The following is a 21,756-nucleotide window of genomic DNA, read 5'->3' as shown; positions in this document are numbered from 1 at the left end:
AAGAAACATCGAAAAAGATGGATGCGACGATCAGGAAAACTGGGGGCTATGCGTAGAGTTTTTTGGGTGAGGCCGGCGCAATCGACAGGTGCGTTAGGGTGAGACCAAATTGATGCGTTTCCAGATTCCGAACTGTTTTCTCGCTTCGTTCGCAAGGCACGACACTTCGACCAGAATCGTTTGTCCGGCGAATCGTGAGAGATCTGCTTTGACGGTGACCCAGCCATCTCGTGTGGCAGAGGCGTCGTCATCCACGATCGCCTCGGACGCGATTTCACCGTTTATGCGGACCACAAGTGGCCACCCCTGATCGGGTAAGTTGGCGACCACAATTTCCAATTGGCTTCCCGGATCGCTTGAAAGTTCGATCCCGGCACGAAGGGTCAGAGGTTGCCCGCCCGCAGGGATTTCGGATTGAAGAACGTCTTTCTGGCCGTGGTAATCGGGAAGTCGTGTCAGTTGAAACAGGCTTGGGGCGGGTGAAAATTGCGGAGCCACTTCCGAAAACTGGAGAACCGCACTTTCTTGTGGTGCGAATGCCCGCGTTTCCGATGCTGCGAGATTCTCGGCCTGGTCAACTGGCGTTTCCACGTTCAGAAAGGCCTGCTCCAGATCCTGCCGGGTTCGCGCCAGGATCAGATGATCAAACCAGGCAGAGTTCTCGTCAACGCTATTCAGTGTGACGCCAGTGACCACGAAAGAACCAAAGTCTGCAAACAGGTCTCGCGTCACCAGACTCCAGTCTTTGGGGAGATCACCGCGCATCCAGAGCGGTGCGGGAGCCTTCGTCGTCGCGACGCCGACTTCGTATCGGTATCCAAACCGACGACCATGTGTCTCTGGAACTTGCGAACGGCGCAATCCCTGACGCGTTAAGGTTTCCGAGATTTCATCTATTAAGGGCGGGCCAGCGAAATCCAGTCGTCCCTGATTGGCAAATCCAAATTGAACTTGCACCCCGGAAGGCTTTTTCCAGGCGAACGCGACGTAGCGATATTGCCCCAGTCGCGGAAATTCGACCACCTCTGCGTTCAGCCCGTCAAGTTGGCGTGTTCCTTTCGAACCGGACGAAACTTTGAGAGAACCATGTCCCGAGAAATGTTCCGTTGCATCGAGTTCAACTCGGCCGTTGCCCTCTGTCAGCGCGTCGACGAACGTGGCTTCGTCCTCAAACAATGGTAGAATTCCCGGGTTCTGCGCTCCGACGAAAATGCCGCGCCAGTCAATCCAAGAGTTGCCGTCTGTCGGAAAAATGATCAGTTCAGCGGTCACCGTACGTCCTTGCCACGATTGGATTGGCACAACAAGCGGTTGCGGATCTGCCATCGAGTCCCGGATCGGAATCTCCATTGCCGCCCTCACACGGCCATCGATCCGGACTTGGAGCTGGCTGGACGATGTTCTCTCGGCGAATCGTGAGGCCGCGACTGTCAGCCATCGATCACTCATTCCGATCTTGAGCTGCCGTGACAGAGAATAGAACGGACCTGCAGCGCGGCCTGTGATTCGAAACAGCGGGTCGCGGTTGTCGGATGTGTCGAGGACGTTCGCCGTCTTCCAGTCGATGCGATTATGGGTCGAGATCGTCCAGCCGTTCAGTCCCGTCAATGGTTTGAGGCGAGTTTTGGCGACTTCCGTCGAAAGCCTTTGATGGTCGAGGCGGACTTCGGGCTCATACCAGTTGACGACGTCGCGAATATCGAATGGATCGGCTCCGGCAGGACGTCCCTCGTGTGCCATCTCGGTTCGGAATGTGACCTGATGCCGCTTCGCGTCGTCAGGAAGTTCAATCCATTGGGAATCACCGACGAGTTGCGAGCCAGTCAGCTTCCGTTGATTGACCTGTGCGGGACCATTGTCCAATAGCAGGCTGACATCAACACAACCGCCCTCTCCAACGCTTCGATCCAGGCCGTATCGCGTTCGGATGGCACGGGCGATTTCCGGCAGTTCAAACTCCAAGTCTGTGCTTCCGTGGGCGCCCCATCCCCATCCAAATTCATGCCCCGCTGATCGTAACGGTGTTCGCAGGACCGTTTGATCGATTCGCCAGCCGAAGCTTGAGCCGAAGACCGCCTGATGTTGCATTCGAACGGGTGCAAACCGGGACAGCGGAACGTCCGTTGGCGAAAAGCACAGCCAGTGTCGAATTGCGCGGAATCGTAACCAGATCGGATCGAGACTCCATGCAGGCTGGATCAACTGGAACCAGTTCTCTGGTCGAATTTTTTCGCCCACGTGCCGGGGCTGAAATCGCTCGAGCGAGGTCGTCAAGCGACTGCCATCATTCTGATCCAGTTGAATCAGACGGGCGCTGACATCGGGCGACAGCCACGCGAGTTGTTCGAAGTAGGCGGCCCACGGATCGACCAGCGGCAAATGGAGCTCACTGAGTTCCGCAAATGCGAATTGCCTAAGCCCTTGAGGCGTCAGCGCGATCAATCCACTTTCTGTCCAGCGTAGTGAACGAAAGGCAACAGGACTGCCGGCCATCGGCCAAATCGTCGCCGGTTTGTATTCGCGCGCGGTTGCTGAATTCCAGACAATACGTCGGACCCAGGTGAGAGTGACCCGAATTTCTGTCGAATGAGTGATTTCCGGGGGAGACACGTTGGCGAATGGCTTCATCAGAAGGTGCGGTGGCGTTGATTCGAATCGATCTGCCGAGCCATCGCGGTAGAAAAGCACTTCGCCTGCCAATCGGTCTCCTCCCGTGAATTCGACATATTTTGTCGGCGGCGACGCGGGGGGCTGTGTGTGATCGGTCAGCCATCGCAGTGGCGCCGCATCGTCAAAGAGTTCACGCCCCGCCAGCGTCGGTGTTGCCGCGGGATCGCACCAGTCTTTAATCTCGTCAGCACTCCATTGACTTTCGTCCGCAAACTTCGCGGTGAATCGTTCGGCGGCATCACCCCAGGTCGGGGCGAGCAATACGCAGAAGCCGATCCAAGCGATTTGATTCATTCGTGCTGGCCGCTCCAATCTCTTCGGCATTGCGCAAATCCGCCGTTTGTCCAGAATCGTGCTCGCGTCATGATAACCCGGCGAACCATCATCGCTGTGACCCGTCCCAAGCGGAACTGACGAAAACGCTTCCGCTTCCATAGAAATCTGAGAAACTGAGGCTATAAATTTCCAGTCTGATCCCTCTTTATGGTTTGCGCGGATCTCGTTGTGAAAGAGTTGTTGTCCCCCAAACAGGTTGCCAGAGCAATCGGCGTGAGCGAATCATCGCTAAAGCGATGGTGCGATCAGGGCTTGATTGAGACGGTGCGTACCGCGGGGGGGCATCGCAAGTTGCCGATCGGTGATGTGATTCGCTTTCTTCGAGAGAGGAAGCACCACGTTGTCTGTCCTGAAGTTCTGGGGATGCCGGTTCGGTCACCGCAGTCAGAGATCGGACTCAAGAAGGGTTGCGAGTCATTCACAGAAGCACTGCTCGAAGGGAACGAACCGCTGGCGCGGCAGATCGTGTTCGATTTGTACCTCGCCAAACACTCGATCCCGGTCATTTGTGATGAAGTAATTTCCCGAGCATTTCAGGACATCGGACGCCGATGGGAATGCAATGAGGCGGATGTCTATCAAGAACGCCGTGGTTGTGAGTTCACACAACGCATCCTGTACGAACTTCGGCGCGCTCAGCAGGTCTCTGATCCGAGTTGGAAGGCGTGCGGCGGTACGATCGATGGCGACACCTACACATTGCCCACCACGATGGTTGAACTCGTTTTGCGTCATGCGGAATGGGATGCAACGTCACTTGGGGTCTCAATCCCGATCCGATCGATGGTCCTCGCAATCCACGAACTGAAGCCTCGGTTGTTCTGGGTGTGTGTGTCGCACGTTGCGAATCCGGACGCCTTCGTTCGGGACTTTAAGCAGTTGTCCGATGCCGCGGAAACAATTGGTACCGCGATCGCGGTCGGTGGACGCGCTCTGACCCTCGAGTTAAGACAGCAGATGACCTTTTGCTGTTACAGTGAATCGATGCAACAGCTCGAAGCATTCGCCAAGTCGGTGCGTCGAATTGGCACGGCACTGATGTCTTGAAGGCCTGTGCAAATCAGGATGGTAGCCACCTGACTTTTCGCGAAGGCATGGCGTTTGTCGAATCTGAGCGGCACGCGTCCCCGCGATTTCAGCAACTGTTGATGCGTGACTCGCATCAACGGTCCTCGACATGACGTGCCCATTGTGCCGTTCACACGTAGCTTCTCGAGATGGAACCTGGGGCACAAATCCTATGAAACGGTATCCAAAGAACTTTGGTCCGTTTTTAATGGTGCGTGTCGATTCGTGTGTTTCTCGTTCGACAAGTTGGCGGCAGGCCCGCTCGGACGCGCGCCGCCTGCCGGACATTACCCTGTTTCGTAAAGGAGACGACGATGAGTTCATCGAGCCAGCCGATTCCACCCGGACATGAGTGCCTGATTCCGCATTTGGTGTGCAGTCCGGCCTCTGAGGCGATTGAGTTCTACAAAAAGGCTTTCGGTGCCGAAGAAGTCGTCAGACTGCCTTCACCCGATGGAAAAAGGCTGATGCATGCCTCGTTGCGAGTCAACAACGGCTTTGTGTACCTTGCCGACGACTTTCCAGAATACTGTGAAGGTAAGTCGGAAACTGCGATTGCCCTGAAGGGCACGCCCGTCACCTTACACCAGTACACCAAGGACTGCGACGCGGCAATTCAGCGCGCCAAAGCGGCTGGTGCGACTGTCATTATGCCCGCAACGGATATGTTTTGGGGCGACCGCTATGGCGTGATCGTTGATCCGTATGGCCACAAGTGGTCATTCGCGACGCACCAGAAGGATCTGTCACCGAAGCAGATCGAACAGGCAATGAACGATGCATACGGTCAAGCGCCACAGTAGCCTCGAAGAATCGAGCTGTTCTGGGAGTCAGAAGGGAACGGCCTGTATACCTATGATCGCCAGTCCTACATGATCGAAGATCGATGTCGGGCTGGCGATCGTTGTTCCGCAGTGCCGAGGGACTTGTTTAACACACTGTTGAAGTAACGGGGACTGGCTCCGACGAGTTTTAAAAACACCATGACATCGTGAATGCCGAGGTCCGGGTCTCCCTCACTTCGGCAGGCTTTTAGAACGTGATCATCCCCAAAACCGCTTGAAGACGTGCCACTCGCAATCGTTGTACCGACTTAATCCCCACCACGATGAAGGCCGAGAGTACGAACAAATGTGTTGCCACGAATGGCAGTTCCGATTGCGTCGGGGCCAGCTCCCGCAGCGACGGAACTTTTTGGAAAAGCTGCGTGACGAGCACAAACACGTTGAAGTACTGCGAGATCAGCGAATTCACGACGAAGGTGTCATTCCAGCGGCCCCGTACCTTTTCCAGATAGCGGCCGAACACCGCCAGCGAGAGCGTGATCAGTGACAGAATGCCAACCGCATGTGAAGGCATGAACCGATCTGCCGGAAGTAGAAATCCCGAAAGACTCGTTGCAATCGTGGTCGTCAGAAAGAACGCGGTCCAGCCGTTCGATCGCTTTCCTGTGAGAAACCCAGAAACAACCACGAAGCCCGACACAATTCCAAACAGGCTGATGATGACATGAACGAAAACGAGGGGCGACATTTCAAATCTCCTGATGCGGGCGCTTTCGCCAGCAAATTCTGTCAGATCAAGACGTTCGGCTGGTTGGTGGTCGTCGTCAGGCGGCCTGTTCTGCTCCACTCAACCGATCAGTGAGGTGTCGTGATCTTGTTCAAGTGGATTACCGGCGGGTTCTGCTGATCTTTCACGGAAATCGCCGCGATGGTGAGTTTTGATTTCAACGCGCCACGAGTGCGTGGCCCTCTACTCGTGCTCGAACCGCGCTGTGTTTGACTGATGACGTTTTGATGCATGACATCGGACATCTTGACTTTGTATTTTACGTTTTGGATAAATAACCGTATGGTTAAGTTGTGTTGGTGCGACGGCGGCCGAGCGTTTTGCGGATTTGGATCACGCAAGCCGTCGCGGCGCTCCGGATCCCCGAGCGCCTTGGGGCAGCATCCATTGCATAGGCCGGCGCGTGGTCCGTTATGGAGAAAAGGAATCAGCGGATGTCTTCAAATGATGGGATGGTCGTGATTGAACGAGTGTTTGATGCCCCGCGCGAACTCGTGTTTCAAGCGTGGACGGATCGCGAGCATCTTGCCAACTGGTACGCGCCGAATGGCTGCACCATCACGTTCAAGACTCTCGAGATTCGACCGGGCGGAGTGTTTCACTCCTGCATCCGGTCACCTGAGGGGCATGAGTGCTGGTGCAAAGGCGTCTATCTGGAGATCGAGCCACCCACGCGAATCGTCTATTCGATGTCGATTGCGGATCAGGACGGCAATTTGGCGGAACCGGTCGATGTGGGGATGGATCCGGAATGGCCCAGGGAGACGACCGTCACAGTGTCTTTCCTCGAGTGGGGTGACAAGACGAGGCTGACCTTACACCAAACGGTCCGGGAAGCGATTGCGAAACGAACAGGGGCCTATCCGAGTTGGCTCCAGATGCTTGACCGACTTGTGGACGAGGTCACACACCATTGAAGCGTCGCGTGTGGTAATGACGAAGCGTTGACCAGCGAGCGCTTTTGAAGTTTGTTTTCCTCTCGTCCCCAAGCACCTTCTGCTTGGGAACGCTTCCTGCCCATCCGGAATGTGTGCATCGGGCCGAGATCACTCTCGTGATCGGCTGAAAATCGAATCGCAAGAGGCGTTACCAAGCGGGAGCTTGGTAACGAGGAAGAATACAGGGGATTGGGAGTCAGGGAGCCCGAACTGAGAAAAGTCGCCCCCAAGCGTCGTTTCAAAAAATTTTACGCGGTCATCGGACTGCGGGAAGAACTTCCGTGTCTGACTTTGTCGGGCTATTTTCGTAGAGCGGCATCGCGGAAGGAATCCAGGCTCGCAGGTCACGGATGCGCGTCTGGTGATTCGGATGGGTCGACATGAACTCGGGGGGAGCCTGCCCGCCACTGGTGGCGGCGGTCATGCGTTCCCAGAACTTGATCGTCTCTTCCGGGTCATAGCCAGCTGCCGCCATCAGCAACAGACCCATATGGTCTGCTTCGGATTCATGTTTGCGGCTGTAGCTCAGAATTCCGAATTTGGCACCGGCGTTCAGTACGGAAAGAAGTTGCTGGCGCCGCGCGGGATCCATATCTCCCATTGATGCGCCGGCGGATGACAGGCCAACTTGCACCATTTGCTGTTGCGCCATTCGTTCGGCGCCGTGATGTGCCAACGCATGGGAAATTTCGTGCCCAATGACGGTCGCCAATCCGGCATCGGTTTCAGCCACTGGAAGAATCGCGGTGTAAACGACAATCTTTCCACCAGGCAGACAAAACGCATTTACCTGATTGTCTTGGACCACTTCAAGTTCCCAGTCAAATTTGGGAATGGGGGTTCCGATCAGCGCACGAAACTGTTCGTTGCTTGTGGCGCGAATCAGTCGCTTGGCGACGGTGCGAACAGCTTCGACTGCCGCTCCATTGCGAACGACCCGCGCGTTGCTCAGCGTTTCTTTGAACGCCTGCAGCCCCAATTTTGCTTCTTCGTCCGGCTTGATCGCCACAATTTGGACTCGGCCGAACGGTCCCTGTTGGCAGCCGCGGGCCATCGTCATACCGATGGCGACCACACCAATGAGGATCGGAATCATTCGCACGGCCAGACCCAAGCCAGGTCCATTGTTGCCCCGGTAACCGTACCGCGGATCGCCGTAACTCATCGTGATTCTCCTCTTTGATCAGTCAAAGACTGTGTTCATCTGAAGCGGGTGTGGATTTCCGGTATGCTAAACCGAATTCTCGGATTGTCCATACAGTCGATGTTCTTGGATGTAGGCTTCGACGGACCGAGGGACGAAGTAACGAATCGACCGCTTTGATGCCACTCGTTGGCGGATGTCCGTTGCCGAAAGATCGATTCCGGGCATCGTCACCGTGACCACACGCGTTTCGACGATTTCACCACAGGCCAGACGCATCTCGGACAGATCGGGCAGCGGGCGATCACCTCGATTCACGGCCACAATCGTTGCCAGTTCCAAAATTCGTTGAGGCGAACGCCAGGAGGGGAAATATTGCAGCGAATCGGCGCCCATCAACAAGAAGAGCTCGCGAGAGTCGTCTTCTGTTTTGAGCTGTTCCAGCGTCGTTACGGTATACGAGGGACCTTGGCGATCGAGTTCGATCGAACTGATTCGGAACGCGGAGTTGCCAGCGATCGCAAACTCCAGCATCTCGCATCGCGCTTTTGCCGCCGAAATCGTCGTACCAAGTTTGTGCGGAGGCTGGGCGGCGGGAACAAACCAGATTTCATCTAGGGATTGTTGGTCCCGGCATTGTTCGGCGAGAGCCAGATGGCCGAGATGAATTGGATCGAACGTTCCGCCGAAAATTCCCAGACGCATGACTCAACTTCGCTCGCTTCCTCAAGAGTCTCTTATCGGCAATGGGACACACGCTCGCGTAACCACTCATCGGTCCGGAGATGGCCATTTTCCCCCAGCAACGGGAAGGCTGCCCCTAAGCAATTCACTGTGGATTTCAATTGAACCGGGAAAATAAGCCTGTCACACTCGCTTCGGGCTGTGATCAATTGCCACACTTGCCAAGGGCGTCGATCATCAAGTGCCCCAATGTGACGGACTTTCTCTCGAAGTCAACGGATCTGGCTGACCTCTGAAAAAAGAAAGGCTTCGCCCGTGATTGCGAGCGAAGCCTGGATTGTCGTGCCGATCAGTTTGAAGGAGTGTTCGCCTCATCGACATTTGCCGCGGTAAAGGCATCCGCCGGCGCTTCGTCGGTCGATGGTGCGACGTCAGTCACGGGGGACTCTTCCGCTTCTGATGCCTCTGCCTGACACGCGGTCGCTCCCGCACAACAGCCAAATCGTGCGATGGCGGACGTTGAACAGCATCCTGAAGGCTGGTTGGCGGCGGCGCTCGCGAGCACCGCATTCACGGTGTCTGCGGATGATTTCGAAGGACATGACCCGCAACCCAGACGGCTGGCCAACGCCGAAATCGGACAGCTAATGTTCCCGCTGGACGAGTCGCCGACCAGCGGCGTGGCATACCGCGACAGTTCCGGGAACATCGCGAGGGCGGCAAGACCGCTGAGGATCACCACAACCGGCGTGTACAGAACAGCTCGCATCAAACCTGACCGGCGACAGTGTCCGCCCGTTGGGCAGCTTGAGTCTGCAGGATTGGCCTCGTTCGACACAGGTTGAAGTTGTTCGTCAGACATGTCAGAAAACTCCCTCAAATTCAGGTCAGTCCAATCGAGAAGTACGATCCTTCTCCTGGTCACGTCTCGATATCATAGCGAAATAGTCAACTTTTCCATCCCGAATTCGTAGGATATCGAGAAGTCGAATCCACGTGCCGTTTCAAACCTGAATTTACGCATTGATGAGCAAATACGTTCCTGTTGTGGTCCTGGCATGCCTGATCTGGCTCTGCATCGCGGCACGTCTTGATCCCGGCGGCAGCTACCCCAGGATGCCTCAAGGGCCTGGGTTAACCGTCGACGAAGTCTTCAATGTGCAGCAGGGCGTCTATTTGATCGAGCAAGCACGTGTGCTGGGCTGGCTGAATCTTGTTCCAGGCGCCTCGTACGAAGCCTACCGTGCCGAGAACGGCTATAACCCGGATCACCCGCCACTTGGGCGCTGGTGGTTAGGCATGCATCATCATCTGGCGTGGTGGTTGTTTCCACCGTTTGAACCCGATGCGTTATGGAATACGGCTTGCGCCCGTTCAGGGTCGGCAACGGCGTTGGCCCTGACGATCATCCTCGTCGGCGGGTTCGTCACGTCGCGAGCGGGTTGGCGTGCCGGTCTATTCAGCGCGTTGGCCCTGGTTTCCATGCCGCGTGTGTTTGGTCATGCCCATCTTGCGTCGCTTGAGTCAATCACGAATTTCACATGCACGGTGTCGGTGCTCGTGGTTGCCCACCTGTGGAATGGGCCTGTGGCCCCGACGTCGCGTCGTGCCGTCGCCGCGGGCGTCATCCTGGGGCTGGCTCTGATGACCAAGATCCAAGCGGTGTTGATTCCGATTCCTGTGATTTGCTGGGTTCTGTGGCGTTGGCGGGCGCGAGGTCTGCGACCACTGATGATCTGGGGAGGCACGGCGATCGCGACATTCTTTTTGCTGTGGCCCTATCTGTGGGATGCACCTTTGGCCCACGGTCTGGAATATCTGGGCCGTGCAACGAACCGCGCGACAATCTACGTCTGGTATTGGGGCCAGCGGTTTACCGACAAGGAGGTTCCCTGGCATTATCCCTTTGTCATTTTTGGATTGACGGTGCCGGTTATGTTGCACCTTTTTGGAGTCGCAGGGGTCTGGCAGACACTTCGGAATGGGCTCAAGAGCAAGTGGCGGCCAGCGAATACGAGCAGGAAGGGGCATGGACTTGAGGGGCGTATGGCGGCAGTCGATCCAGCGCGGCAGCGAGATGATGGTCAAAGTTTCGAAGCCGCCATCGTGCTGATTCTCGCTTGTGCCCTCTTTCCACTCGTGGTGTTCGCGGTCCCGGGGGTCGCAGTTTACGACGGCGAACGATTGTTTCTGACGAGTTTTCCGCTGTGGGCGATCTTGATTGGCATCGGTGCCGAATCCGTCTGGTCCCTGGTCGCGCAGGCCACCGGAAGAATGTGGATTGCGACGTCGCTCTGCTGTTCGCTTTTCGCCGTTTCCGCCTGGCCGCTGGTCGGTACATCCCCGTGTCATCTTGTCTATGAAAATGGATTGAGCCTGCTGCTTGATCAAACCGCTGATCGATCGCTGTTCGAGGTCGACTACTGGGGAGAAGGCGTTACGCGGGAACTCTTGTTCAAAGTGACCGAGATGGCGCCTCAAGGTGCGACGATCGCGATTGCCCCGGCCCTGCACCAGTTTCAGACGGATGAATATCTCCGCCAATCCCCAATTCTGCGGTCGCACGGGATGAAAGTCATTGGCTACGATTCCAATGATCGCACAACGGAATATGTCCTCGTTTTTCGCCGCATGGCGGACCTGCCCGAAGAATTTCTTGGCGACCCGTCTGCGCAGATTGTCGCCAAGACAATGGTTGGAGGACGCCTTTTGGCGTATCTGGTCAAACGCGCACTCTAATCAATCGAGAACGGCGTCAAGAGTTTCAGAACACAAATGAATTTCCAGACGAACCGAGATACGTCCGTTCTCGGATCACCTGGTCTCGGGGTCGTTGTCGCCGCCACGAAATGTCGTTGAGCCCAATGCTTTGACCGTGTCGTCGACTCGCGCAGATCTCGTCAGGGTTGATCCGCGGCCGCCGTGACTGCATCGTATGCCACCGCGGATATTGGCCGCGAGGTGATGACATCCTCGATTCGAAATGAAAACCTCTGACGAAGGTCTGACTGTGACGCGACTGCGATTCTTTCTGGTGATGTTGTGCGCCTCACTCATCTGGTCCCGCGCCTCGGCGATGGCCCAGGCCCCTGCTCCATTGACCGATGCGCAACGGGTGGCACTGGAACGAAAAGCAAAAGAACAGCGGTCCCACTTAGAACCGCTGTCCAAGCAGTCCTCGAGCGAGTGGAGCGACGCTGCGATCTTTTCTAAGGGGTTGGACTGGGCTTTACGCTATGACCGTGACTTTACCGCGGCAGACGTGGAACAGATGGAACGAGCCGTTCGCCGCGGTCAGCAGCGTCTGGATGCAATCAACCAGGGACGACATCCTTGGACGATACGACACGGCAAGATCGCGTTGGGGTACCGTTCGGTCGTTGATGGATCGGTTCAGCCGTACGGCGTTGTCGTTCCGAAATCGTACGATGGAAAGACGCCAATCCGGCTGGATGTGGTCCTGCACGGTAGCTCGCGGCCGGTTGGCATCAGCGAATTGCGATTCATCGCTCGGTTCGACGAGGGGGATGACGAGACCGCATCACCTCCCGATCAACCGTTTATTGAACTGCATCCTTTGGGACGTGTGGAAAACTGTTACCGCTGGTCGGGTGAGACCGATGTGTTCGAAGCGATCGAAGATGTCTGTCGCCGATATCAGATTGACCGTACCCGAATTGTGCTGCGCGGCATGTCGATGGGGGCATCGGGGACATGGCATCTCGGGCTGAAGCACCCCGATCGCTTCATCGCCCTGGGCCCGTATTGCGGCTATGTGGATACGCACAAATTCTCGCAGACGCCCATACCCGGTTTCGTCGTCGTCGGTCCGCTGCCTGAACATCAAGAGCAAGGTCTGCACATGCTTGATTCCGTCGATTACGCCGCCAACGCAGGTGTTGTCCCTGCGATTGCCTGCATCGGCGGAAAAGATGTGTTCTTTCAGGCCCACGTGATCATGCATGAAGCGATGGCGCGTGAGGGTTTAACGATGACAAATTTAATTTCACCCGACACCGGACATGTCATCGACCCCGTCACACAGACGGAGCAACTGCGTCAAATCGCCGAACATGCGGCCGTGGGGTATCAGGCTCGTGGGAAACTTCGTTTCGTCACCTGGACGCTGAAGTACGGCCGCTGTCATTGGCTACAGATACTCGGTCTTAAACAGCACTATGCCCGCGCTGAATTTTCGGCGCGAATGGAAAATGACGTGTTGATCATTGATGAACCGCTGAATATCTCGAAATTCGCCATTGATGTAGCGAAGCTTCCCGCATTCCCCAAGTCGGTCCGCATCGGCGGAATAGAACTCCCGGTGAAACTGCTTCCGTCAAATCAACCGCAATCCATGGTCATCGCCTCTCGTGATGGACGATGGCAGTGGGACGAGTCTCCATTGTCACGGACCGTCAAGCGGCCCGGCGTTCAGGGGCCGATCGACGACGCCTTTGCCACCCCGTTTCTGTGCGTACGCGGAACTGGACAGGCGTGGAATCAAGCGGCCGGTTCGTATGCCGATGCCAGTCTAAAACGTTTCGCGGATGAGTGGCATCACTACTTCCGTGGTGAGCTACCCATCAAAAATGATATCGATGTCACCGCCGAGGACTGGGAATCAAAAAACCTGATTCTGTTTGGTGACCCTGGCAGCAACTCGCTGATCACCCGGGTGCTATCAGACCTTCCCTTGAAGTGGACTCGCGAGTCACTTCAGTTCGCCGGGATGACATATCCCGCGTCCGACCACCTGCCGGCATTGATTGCGCCCAATCCATTGCCGGGAGCCGACAATCGCTATGTCGTGCTTAACAGCGGGCACACCTTTCGAGAGTCGGATCTCGCCAAGTTCAACTATTTGCTGTTTCCGCGCTGGGGTGACTGGGCCGTCTTGAAACTTGATTCAACACAGTCATTCGATCGTGGCTGGGATGACAACGTCGTAAAGGCGGGTTACTTCGACGAGTCGTGGGGGATCTCAGCAAAATCCCCGCAATAGAGGCGTTCGACCTTCAAATTGAGTTTGGGCGGCCGCTATCATATGCAGATTAGGACATGTGATAGGAGCGGGGCCCCAGCATGATACGACGCGATCTTGTTGCATTCGCACTCAGTTGGACGTTCGTAATCCTGACGACGGACAGCCTGTGGGGGGCGGATGCCGGTGAGTTGTTTTTCGAAACGAAGATCCGCCCCGTTCTGATTGAACGCTGCTTTGAGTGTCATGGGCGAGATCAGGTCAAAGGCGGCTTGCGAGTTGATTCGCGTGAATCGCTGTTGAAAGGCGGTGATTCTGGCCCGGCAATCCGTCCTGGAAACGTGGAGGCAAGTCCGCTCATTCTGGCCATTCGCCGTACTGACGAAAGCTTCGTCATGCCGCCGGCGGCCCCCTTGTCGGCAGAAGTGGTGCATGATTTTGAGCACTGGGTACAAGAGGGCGCCAACTGGCCCGCGTACGTTCCCGTCAAGTCACGACGCATTGCTGTTTCATCGCCGATCTCTCCGCGGATGCCCAATGATCCTGTGCTGCAACCTGCGCTTCAATTGTGGCTCAAGGCGGATGCCCGTCCATGGAAAGAGGGTCAGGCAGTCGCACTTTGGGAGGACGAGAGTGGGCGCGGACACGACCTTGCCGCGACCGCCGGAGCTCGACAGGGAGGAACGGGGGAACCGGCCCGATTCGTCTCGCAGAGTTCGATTTCGGGCTTTCCGGCCGTGCGATTCGAGCCCGCGAGCGGAATGGGCGGAAATGCGACGAGCGCGCCGGGCATCAAGGGGGATGGCGAGCTGACGATGTTCGTGGTGGCACGTTTGAAAAGCGGTTCTGACCGACAGGTCAGCCTGCTGGCCGGATTAGGCGAACTCAGCCATCCTCACGATCCGCAACGGGCACGGGGGATCGCCATTGGATTGCAGTCTGCAGAAGCCACCGGAGTACCAATCCTTGTGGGTGGCTGGGGCCATAATGCGTCGCCAACGAACCTATCGTCCCAGCCCGTCCTTGATGGACCGCCTGTCATCATGACGCTGACAAAACGGCGCGGTCCGCTGGCTGCGACATCCGAGATTCTGTTGAACAGTCAGTCGGTTGGGTTGTTGACGGGAAGTGGCGAATCGCCAGACCTGACGCGACGAAGTGACCTGGGATTCTTTCTCGGTCATGCGCAGGCATGGGCCAAAGGCTTCTCGGGCGATGTCGCCGAAGTGATTGTCTACAACCGCCATCTGACCGCCGACGAACGCGGCGGGGTCGAAGCCCACCTGTCCTCAAAATATCGGATTCCCCTTGCGGCGTCCCAGTCAGAGCAATTCGTGGAAGGCGGCGATCCGTCCTTTTCCGCGCGTCACTGGGCCTTCGAACCATTAACGACACCCCCAGTTCCCGCGACGACGAATGTATCCGGTGATCACCCGATTGACCGCTTTCTTGCGGCGAAGTGGTCCGAACGTCAGCTCAAACCGATGGAGCAAGCCGACGCACGGACCTTGGTTCGGCGACTGTACTTCGATCTGCTCGGACTTCCCCCGACGGCCGAGGAAATGGAACAGGCGACTCGTTCGTTGACACCCTGGAATGACTTTGCGTGGAATGAGTTGATCGAGCGACTGCTCGCCTCTCCTCGCTACGGAGAACGCTGGGGGCGGCATTGGCTGGACGTGGTTCGGTATGCGGATACGGCGGGTGACAACGCCGATTATCCCGTCCCCGAGGCACGATATTATCGGGACTATGTCATTGATGCCTTCAATGCCGACAAACCGTATGACCTGTTCTTACGCGAGCAACTTGCAGGAGATCTGCTGGCGGCAGAAGGTCCACGAGAGCGGTACGCCGAGCAAATTGCGGCGACGGGCTTTTTGGCACTCAGCCGTCGCTATGCCACGGGGCCCTATGAACTATGGCATCTTACGTTAGAAGACACCGTCGATACTGTCGGTCAGGGTCTTATGGGGCTGACTCTGCGCTGTGCTCGTTGCCATGACCATAAGTTTGATCCCGTTACGACGAAGGAATACTACGGGCTGTACGGCATCTTCGAGAGTACGCAGTTTCCCTGGGCGGGGGCCGAAGAGTTTCAGTCCAAAAAGTTGCCTCGCGAGCATTTCGTCCCGCTGATTCCTGCGGCCGAAGTGGAGCCCTTGCTCGCCGAGAATGCGGAGAAAGAAAAAACACTTGAGGCCGAATTTGTTCAACTTGAAGCGGCCAGTCCTATTCCCGTCGAACTCGCGTCACTCGCTGATAAGTTGGCTGCGATGAAGTCAACGAATTCCAGTTCGTCGGAGCTGGCTGCCGTTCAGACAGAGCACGATAAGATGAAGAGAAAGTGGGAAGCGGCGAAGAACGGGCGCCGCGCGCCGATGGAGACAACTCGTCGCCGCGGCTATCCCGAATCGATTCCCGTTGCGTACGCAGTTCATGAGGGCATCGCACGCGCGGCGTACGTCCAGAAGAGTGGCGACCCTGGCCAGCCCGGTCCTGTCGTGGCGCGCGGCGTTCCCACATTTATGACCAGCGTCGAAAGTCCGACCGTCCCCGCGAATGAAAGCGGTCGACGTCAACTCGCAGAATGGCTCACGCGCCCGGAACACCCTCTGACCTCCCGTGTGATCGTTAACCGAGTCTGGCAGATCCATTTTGGGCAAGGGATTGTCGCGACACCTTCGAACTTCGGATTGCGTGGTGCTCCGCCGACCCATCCTGAACTGCTCGATTGGCTCGCACGCCGTTTCGTCGCTGATGGTTGGTCCTTCAAACAGCTCCATCGCCTGATGCTGACGTCTCGCGTCTGGCGATTGGCAAGCATGGGAGACACCCAGAATGATCTCTCCGATCCAGCGAACACCTATTTATGGCGGCACAATCGCCGGCGTCTCGATGCCGAATCGATTCGCGATGCGATGCTGACGGCCAGCGGACAACTCGACCTATCGCGACCATCGGCGCATCCTTTCCCGCCCATCGCAAAATGGAGCTACACGCAGCACAATCAGTTCAAGGAGTTTTACTCCAGCCTGCACCGCAGCGTGTATTTGATGACACCACGCCTGCAACGTCACCCGTTTCTCTCGCTTTTCGATGGCCCGGATACCAATACGACGACTGGCGTGCGGACGAGTTCGATCGTCACAGCCCAAGCGCTCTATTTGATGAACAATGAAGAGGTCAAAGGATATGCCGAGGCCTTTGCAAAGCGAGTGCTGGCGGACAGGAGAGAACGACGCATTGAGACGGCTTTCGAAATTGCCTATCAGCGACATCCGGAAATAATCGAAACCGAGCGAATCGCTCAGTTTCTACAGGACTCGGTCCCGCGCAGCGACGATCTGTATGCCTGGACGGCCGTTTGCCGCGCATTGATGACTTCGCACGAATTCTTTCACGTCGAATGACCGAGGAGCTCAGTATGTCCGGCACTCGAAGCTCACGTCGTCAGTTCCTTCACACCTGCGGTGCCTCGGCTGCCGCTGGCTTAAGTGCGTTCGCCTTGCGCACCCAGTTGCAATCCGCAGCGATGGCGGGTGAGATGCGATCTGTCGCGCCGACGGGCCCGCACTTTCCGGCCAAGGCCAAACGGCTGATCAAGATCTTTTTGACGGGTGGCTTCTCGCACGTCGATACATTCGATCCCAAACCGGCCTTGCTGCGTGATCGCGGGAAGATTGTCGAGGGGGCCCATCTTCGCGGTGTCGCCAAACAGCCATTGAATCCTTCGCCATTTGAGTTCACTCCCAGGGGTGAGAGTGGGCTGATGATCAGCGAGCTGTTTCCGCAGCTTGGCACGCTGGCCGATGACTTGTGCGTGATTCGATCGATGAAGACGGACATCGTTGAACATTTTCAGGCATCGCTGGCGATGCATACGGGGTCAGCGACCGTGCCGTTGCCCAGTCTGGGGGCGTGGCTCAGCTACGGTTTGGGTTCTGACAACCCCAACCTTCCACCCTATGTTGTGCTTTGCGAACACTTGCCTTATGGCGGTTCGCAGTTGTGGGATTCCAATTTTCTGCCGCCCATCCATCAAGGGACGCGTGTCATACCGGGGAATGATCCCATACCGAACTTGCGTCCGATCGTGCAAGACATCACGTTAAGGTCGCTCGAAGCCAGAATGCTGGATGATCTCAACTCGCGGTTTGTCGATGCACGCCCGGGTGACCTGGCACTTGCCGCCCGCAGTCAAAGTTTTGCGACGGCCCGGGGTATGATGGAAATGGCGCCTCGCGTGCTGGATTTCTCTCAGGAGACCAATGCGACGCACGAAATGTATGGGCTGGAACGCGGCGACCGAACGAGCTTTGCCTGGCAGTGCTTGGCAGCTCGGAAACTTGCCGAAAGTGGCGTTCGCGCCGTCGAGATCATCGATAGTGGGGCGAGCAATAACTGGGACTCACACGGCGATATGCAGCACCATCGCCCCAAGGCGGAACGCGTTGATCGCGCCATCACAGCGTTACTGCGCGATCTAAAGCAACGGGGGTTGTTCGATGAGACCCTGGTGGCCATCTGCACCGAGTTTGGACGAACCCCGTTTGATCCGGGGCCGGGCCGAAATCACTGGCATCGCGCATTTACCTGCCTGCTGACAGGGGCGGGAGTTCGTGGCGGGCTGGCGTATGGGACCACAGATGAGTACGGAATCGACATCGTCGAGAACCCTGTTCATGTCCATGATTATCACGCGACAATCTTGCATCTGCTTGGGATCGATCACGAGCGGTTGACCTATCGATATGCTGGTCGGGACTTCCGGTTGACGGACGTTGAGGGCACGGTCCTCAAGGGGATTCTTGGCTGAGAGGTCTCCGCACAAGCCGGAAACGCGGGAAATGATTGTGAAGTTCCCTGGGGCGACTTAACACGACTCCGCGCAGCATATCGGATGCGTCGTGTGACAATATCGTGCTGAGATCCAACCGAAGCAGAGAACACGTCTTTGATTGTCGCTCGAATCAGCCGATGCTCTCTGCAATTCAGATCAATCCGTGTGCTGCAATCAAAAGACCCGTTCACGGTGTGTCGAACTTTGTGCAGATCAAAGAGTGACTAACGTTCCAATCATTGGCTTGGCCAATTTTTGTCCGGCTGACTGAATTCCAATCAGTCGTCCGGGGAAAACGGCATCCGCTCGAAGTTTGAATCAGGGGAATCTGGACTGCTACCGGCTCGCTATGCTCGGAATGCTGGTGCCATCGATCCTCGCTCCTTCCCTACTTCACCAGATGCCAGCCAAGGCAATTGATTTTACGGTGTTTGGAACGCGGGCTGCTCTTTAATCGCAGTCCCTGAAGATTGCCGAGTCGTACTGTGACTCGTGGCAAGAGTGCTGGACATCAGTCAAGAGACCTTTGTTTGCTGAGCCTGGGCATCTGCATGGTCTCCACGATTTCAGTAAATTTCGAATTGCCCAATTGAGATTGAACGCCAAAAATAGTTTTGGAGGATCAAACGATGCCGAAAATCACACGTATTCTATGCCCGACGGACTTCTCTGACACGGCTGCAGAAGCGGTGATCTATGCAGAGCAGATGGCTCGTGAAGCCAATGCAGAGTTACTGCTGTTGCATGTCTTCGACATTCCACTTTCGTATTCGCTCAAAGGGCAGGAACACCCACGTGATGCCCGGATTGAACTGCAGCTCAACGAGATCCTGAGCGATTCTCCGCACCGCGACAAGATTGTCCGCGTGCAACAAGCCGGCGATGCAGGGGAAGTGATTTGCTGGATGGCGCAGGATCGCATGTGCGATTTGATCATTCTGGGAACACACGGTCGAACAGGGCTTGCGCATTTGTTGTTCGGCAGCGTTGCCGAATATGTGCTTCGGCATGCGCGCTGCCCGGTTCTCACAATTCGTGACCGCGATCCGAATGAACCGATGCTGACACGCCCAACTGTCGCGCCCATTATGGCGCCGCGATTCATGTAGCGATGGCTTTGCGATCAGTCTGCTGTCCAATCGATCGGAATTGACTGGAGCGAAACAGAGAGGGAACTCAAAACGTGTTACGGCGAGAATTCGCCACCCATCGAGAATGGAGTTTGTATTATGAAAAGTTCGTGCATTGGTGCGGGGGTTATGGCCACTAAGGTCGTGAATTGCAGCTTGGCGTTCTTTGGCGGTTCGGTGGCGAGTCCCTTGGTGATGTATGGCAGCATGCTATGCCTCACGGTTGTTGGAGTTTGCGTCGCCGTCGTCGTTCGGGAGTTTGCATGTATCGATGATGCCGCGCCAGGCGTTCAACCTGAACTGGCTCTGCAGAGATCCTGATCGATCTATCATCACTTTAGCGCTGTTATCGGGGACGTTGCTGGACGAGCATTGTGAACACGGGAGTTAGCTCCGCAAGCCCTTGGCAAACATGATGAATCGCGGCTTGAGCGGCCTTGGGATTGAGTTGTTCAAGTTGTTGCACTTGCAGTGCAATTCGTTGGCGTCGCGCAGGGAATGCGCATGAGTTGTCGCTGTCCTTAAAGAACGCCAGAAGTCCTGCTTGATCGTTGGCAGCGCCCAAGACATCTTGGAACATGGCCAATTTCATCGTGACCCGCCGAGCGGTTGAGGGACATTCGTCCCAATGAATCGCCTCAATGGCGTAGCGTGCATTTCTGAGAGCTTTTCGCAGTGGATGAAGCTGCTGAAGATCTGTGCGCGCTCGTTTCGCCGTTGAAAATAGCTGTGAAATCAAAAGGCGAAATGACCGATGAATCGCGCCAGGATCGAATCGATGGGATTGCTGTTGAATCAGGCGTCTGAACTCTTTGAGGTGCTGCGTCAGGTTGTGTGAAATTGCTTTGCGGCATTGATCCATCAAGTCGCGCGCCGCCTGATTGCGTTGTTGATCAAGTCGGTGCAAAAGCCATTCGTTCGCATCGTCTGCAGGCCGCTCACATTCAGGTGTCAAAAGTGGCCTTAGGACATCAAGATCGCGGACACGTCCGGCTCGACTTCGCACGCAATCGAGCTTCTTCAGTATTTTTGACGTATCTCGCCTCGGTAAAACGTCATTCAAAAGTTGAAGTCTGACGTCGATCCGGCGAATTTCCGTTCGCAGCCGATGGACTCGTTCTACCCCTGGTTGTCGCTTCGTCGACTGGATCTGAATCGCCTGGGCGACGCGGCTCAGTCGGTGACGCAGTTGGTCCTGACACATGGAATGAGTTGAAGAAACTTGAGCACCCATCGCAGTCTCGATCCTTTCGAACGGGTTGCAGGGTAACCCGGTTGGTAGCGGCCCCTGCAGGCGCCAACAGCACATTTGACATCGTCCGTATGGACCAATCGCGAAGATTGTCGCAATTGGCACTTCGGATGCACTTAATCGTCCATCGATTCCGGCTCGCCTCCAATGATTTCGCGAGCCTGTGTGGCACGCCCCATGCCATCGACGGCGATTCCACGTCGATTGGGAACACAATTCATTGAGATGTCGCAAGATCGTCATCTGACGTGGCGGAATCGGACAGACGCCCAACAACTTGGATGAGGAGCAGAATCATGATTCGCCGACTGTATTTCGGTCATCCGTTGCTTTTGATTGCATTGTCGGGAGCTCTCACGTCTTGGGCAGGTGCTGAAGACAAGAACCAAGCCCCCGCCAGTTTGGCAGCACCAACATCCGAGGCTGGTTCGAGTGTTGACGTGAAGCAGATGGCATTTCTCGGAATCGTTGTAGAACCGGTTCATCCTGCGGTTGTCACGCATTTGAAAAGCGTGAATTCGTCTGAGCAAGGGTTGATTGTGACGATGGTCAGCGCGGACTCTCCCGCCGATCATGCGGGGGTGAAAGTGCATGATATCGTATTGGCGTACGACGATCAAAAATTGTTCACGCCCGAGCAATTGGTGCGACTTGTGGCCAGCGATCGACCAGGGCGCGAAGTCAAGCTCAGCTTGATCCACGAAGGCCGTCCTGAAACTCTAATGGTGAAACTTGGCGAGCGTTCAGTCGCGTCAATCGAAGCTCTTTCGAATGGATCTCTCGCAAGGTCACCGATTCGCAGTGCGCGTCCGCGGATGATTCGCCGGCATCAATTGCCCGCTCCGCAGATCTTGGGATGGGATGAATTCGACTCGATCACGATCAAGAAGTTGGACAAAGGCCACTTTCAGGTGAATGTGGCACATCCAGATCGATCTGGCACGCTTCAGCAGCACGAATACCAAGGGACGCGAGATGAAATTCGAGCACGAATTGAAGCCGATCAGAGATTATCGCCGCATGAACGGACTCAACTTCTGCATGGCCTGGGCATGCACACTCCACGGTTGATCGCTCCGGATGATGAGCACGCTGACTTCTAGCCAGCTTCGAACCCGGTGCATTGATGACCTCACGA

The 21,756-nt window shown here is 56.2% G+C and carries 17 protein-coding genes; 11 read left to right on the top strand and 6 right to left on the bottom strand.

Annotated elements, in window-relative coordinates:
• Positions 1-93: 93 nt before the first annotated feature.
• Positions 94-2,964 (bottom strand): hypothetical protein, encoded by a 2,871-nt coding sequence (locus OSO_RS0120360; RefSeq protein WP_157605360.1) that lies wholly within the window; start codon positions 2,962-2,964, stop codon positions 94-96.
• A gap of 210 nt (positions 2,965-3,174) precedes the next feature.
• Here OSO_RS0120360 and OSO_RS0120355 point away from each other — a divergent pair, with 210 nt between their 5' ends.
• Both OSO_RS0120355 and OSO_RS0120350 read left to right on the top strand, forming a co-directional pair.
• The gene (locus OSO_RS0120355) at positions 3,175-4,053 is read left to right on the top strand and encodes a helix-turn-helix domain-containing protein (RefSeq protein WP_029247256.1); all 879 of its coding nucleotides are present in this window, start codon (positions 3,175-3,177) and stop codon (positions 4,051-4,053) included.
• Positions 4,054-4,388: 335 nt separating this feature from the next.
• Positions 4,389-4,877 carry a VOC family protein gene (locus OSO_RS0120350; RefSeq protein ID WP_010585000.1) on the top strand — a complete coding sequence of 163 codons (489 nt, stop codon included), beginning with the start codon at positions 4,389-4,391 and terminating at the stop codon, positions 4,875-4,877.
• Between the two features lie 229 nt (positions 4,878-5,106).
• Here the strand turns inward: OSO_RS0120350 and OSO_RS44385 are convergent, their stop codons facing one another.
• Positions 5,107-5,607 carry a hypothetical protein gene (locus OSO_RS44385; protein WP_010584999.1) on the bottom strand — a complete coding sequence of 167 codons (501 nt, stop codon included), beginning with the start codon at positions 5,605-5,607 and terminating at the stop codon, positions 5,107-5,109.
• A 473-nt stretch (positions 5,608-6,080) separates the two neighbouring features.
• On the opposite strand from OSO_RS44385, the gene OSO_RS0120330 reads away from it, so the two are divergent.
• Positions 6,081-6,563 carry an SRPBCC family protein gene (locus OSO_RS0120330; protein WP_010584998.1) on the top strand — a complete coding sequence of 161 codons (483 nt, stop codon included), beginning with the start codon at positions 6,081-6,083 and terminating at the stop codon, positions 6,561-6,563.
• Between the two features lie 277 nt (positions 6,564-6,840).
• Here the strand turns inward: OSO_RS0120330 and OSO_RS44380 are convergent, their stop codons facing one another.
• The 3 genes from OSO_RS44380 to OSO_RS0120315 form a co-directional block, all read right to left on the bottom strand.
• On the bottom strand, positions 6,841-7,749 hold the full coding sequence (locus OSO_RS44380) for a M48 family metallopeptidase (protein WP_010584997.1): 909 nt from the start codon (positions 7,747-7,749) through the stop codon (positions 6,841-6,843).
• 66 nt (positions 7,750-7,815) lie between these two features.
• Positions 7,816-8,433, bottom strand: coding sequence for a nicotinate-nucleotide adenylyltransferase (gene nadD / locus OSO_RS0120320; protein ID WP_010584996.1), 618 nt, complete (start codon positions 8,431-8,433; stop codon positions 7,816-7,818).
• A 328-nt stretch (positions 8,434-8,761) separates the two neighbouring features.
• Positions 8,762-9,274, bottom strand: coding sequence for a hypothetical protein (locus tag OSO_RS0120315; protein WP_010584995.1), 513 nt, complete (start codon positions 9,272-9,274; stop codon positions 8,762-8,764).
• 164 nt (positions 9,275-9,438) lie between these two features.
• Here OSO_RS0120315 and OSO_RS0120310 point away from each other — a divergent pair, with 164 nt between their 5' ends.
• From OSO_RS0120310 to OSO_RS0120270, 6 genes are all read left to right on the top strand, one after another.
• Positions 9,439-11,151: an ArnT family glycosyltransferase gene (locus tag OSO_RS0120310; protein WP_010584994.1), complete on the top strand. Its 1,713-nt coding sequence runs from the start codon at positions 9,439-9,441 to the stop codon at positions 11,149-11,151.
• 244 nt (positions 11,152-11,395) lie between these two features.
• Positions 11,396-13,414 carry a prolyl oligopeptidase family serine peptidase gene (locus OSO_RS0120300; protein WP_010584993.1) on the top strand — a complete coding sequence of 673 codons (2,019 nt, stop codon included), beginning with the start codon at positions 11,396-11,398 and terminating at the stop codon, positions 13,412-13,414.
• Between the two features lie 80 nt (positions 13,415-13,494).
• On the top strand, positions 13,495-16,806 hold the full coding sequence (locus tag OSO_RS48315) for a PSD1 and planctomycete cytochrome C domain-containing protein (protein ID WP_010584992.1): 3,312 nt from the start codon (positions 13,495-13,497) through the stop codon (positions 16,804-16,806).
• 14 nt (positions 16,807-16,820) lie between these two features.
• Positions 16,821-18,212 (top strand): DUF1501 domain-containing protein, encoded by a 1,392-nt coding sequence (locus tag OSO_RS0120290; protein WP_010584991.1) that lies wholly within the window; start codon positions 16,821-16,823, stop codon positions 18,210-18,212.
• Positions 18,213-18,865: 653 nt separating this feature from the next.
• Positions 18,866-19,345, top strand: a complete 480-nt coding sequence (locus tag OSO_RS44370; protein WP_010584990.1) for a universal stress protein — start codon at positions 18,866-18,868, stop codon at positions 19,343-19,345.
• 120 nt (positions 19,346-19,465) lie between these two features.
• Entirely contained in the window at positions 19,466-19,687 is a 222-nt protein-coding gene (locus OSO_RS0120270; RefSeq protein WP_010584989.1) for a hypothetical protein, read from the top strand.
• Between the two features lie 25 nt (positions 19,688-19,712).
• Here the strand turns inward: OSO_RS0120270 and OSO_RS0120265 are convergent, their stop codons facing one another.
• Complete coding sequence (locus OSO_RS0120265; protein ID WP_237729361.1) at positions 19,713-20,450, bottom strand: CHAD domain-containing protein; 738 nt, start codon at positions 20,448-20,450, stop codon at positions 19,713-19,715.
• Between OSO_RS0120265 and OSO_RS52045 the strand changes: the two genes are divergently transcribed.
• On the top strand, positions 20,433-20,582 hold the full coding sequence (locus tag OSO_RS52045; RefSeq protein ID WP_237729377.1) for a hypothetical protein: 150 nt from the start codon (positions 20,433-20,435) through the stop codon (positions 20,580-20,582). The genes OSO_RS0120265 and OSO_RS52045 overlap by 18 nt on opposite strands.
• Positions 20,583-20,914: 332 nt before the next feature.
• Positions 20,915-21,721 carry a S1C family serine protease gene (locus OSO_RS0120255; RefSeq protein ID WP_010584987.1) on the top strand — a complete coding sequence of 269 codons (807 nt, stop codon included), beginning with the start codon at positions 20,915-20,917 and terminating at the stop codon, positions 21,719-21,721.
• The last annotated feature ends 35 nt before the right edge of the window (positions 21,722-21,756 follow it).

Origin of the sequence: Schlesneria paludicola DSM 18645 (genome assembly GCF_000255655.1) — a bacterium.
GTDB lineage: Bacteria > Planctomycetota > Planctomycetia > Planctomycetales > Planctomycetaceae > Schlesneria > Schlesneria paludicola.
Note: the sequence above shows the minus strand (reverse complement) of the source record. Positions and strands in the feature narration are given on the sequence as shown.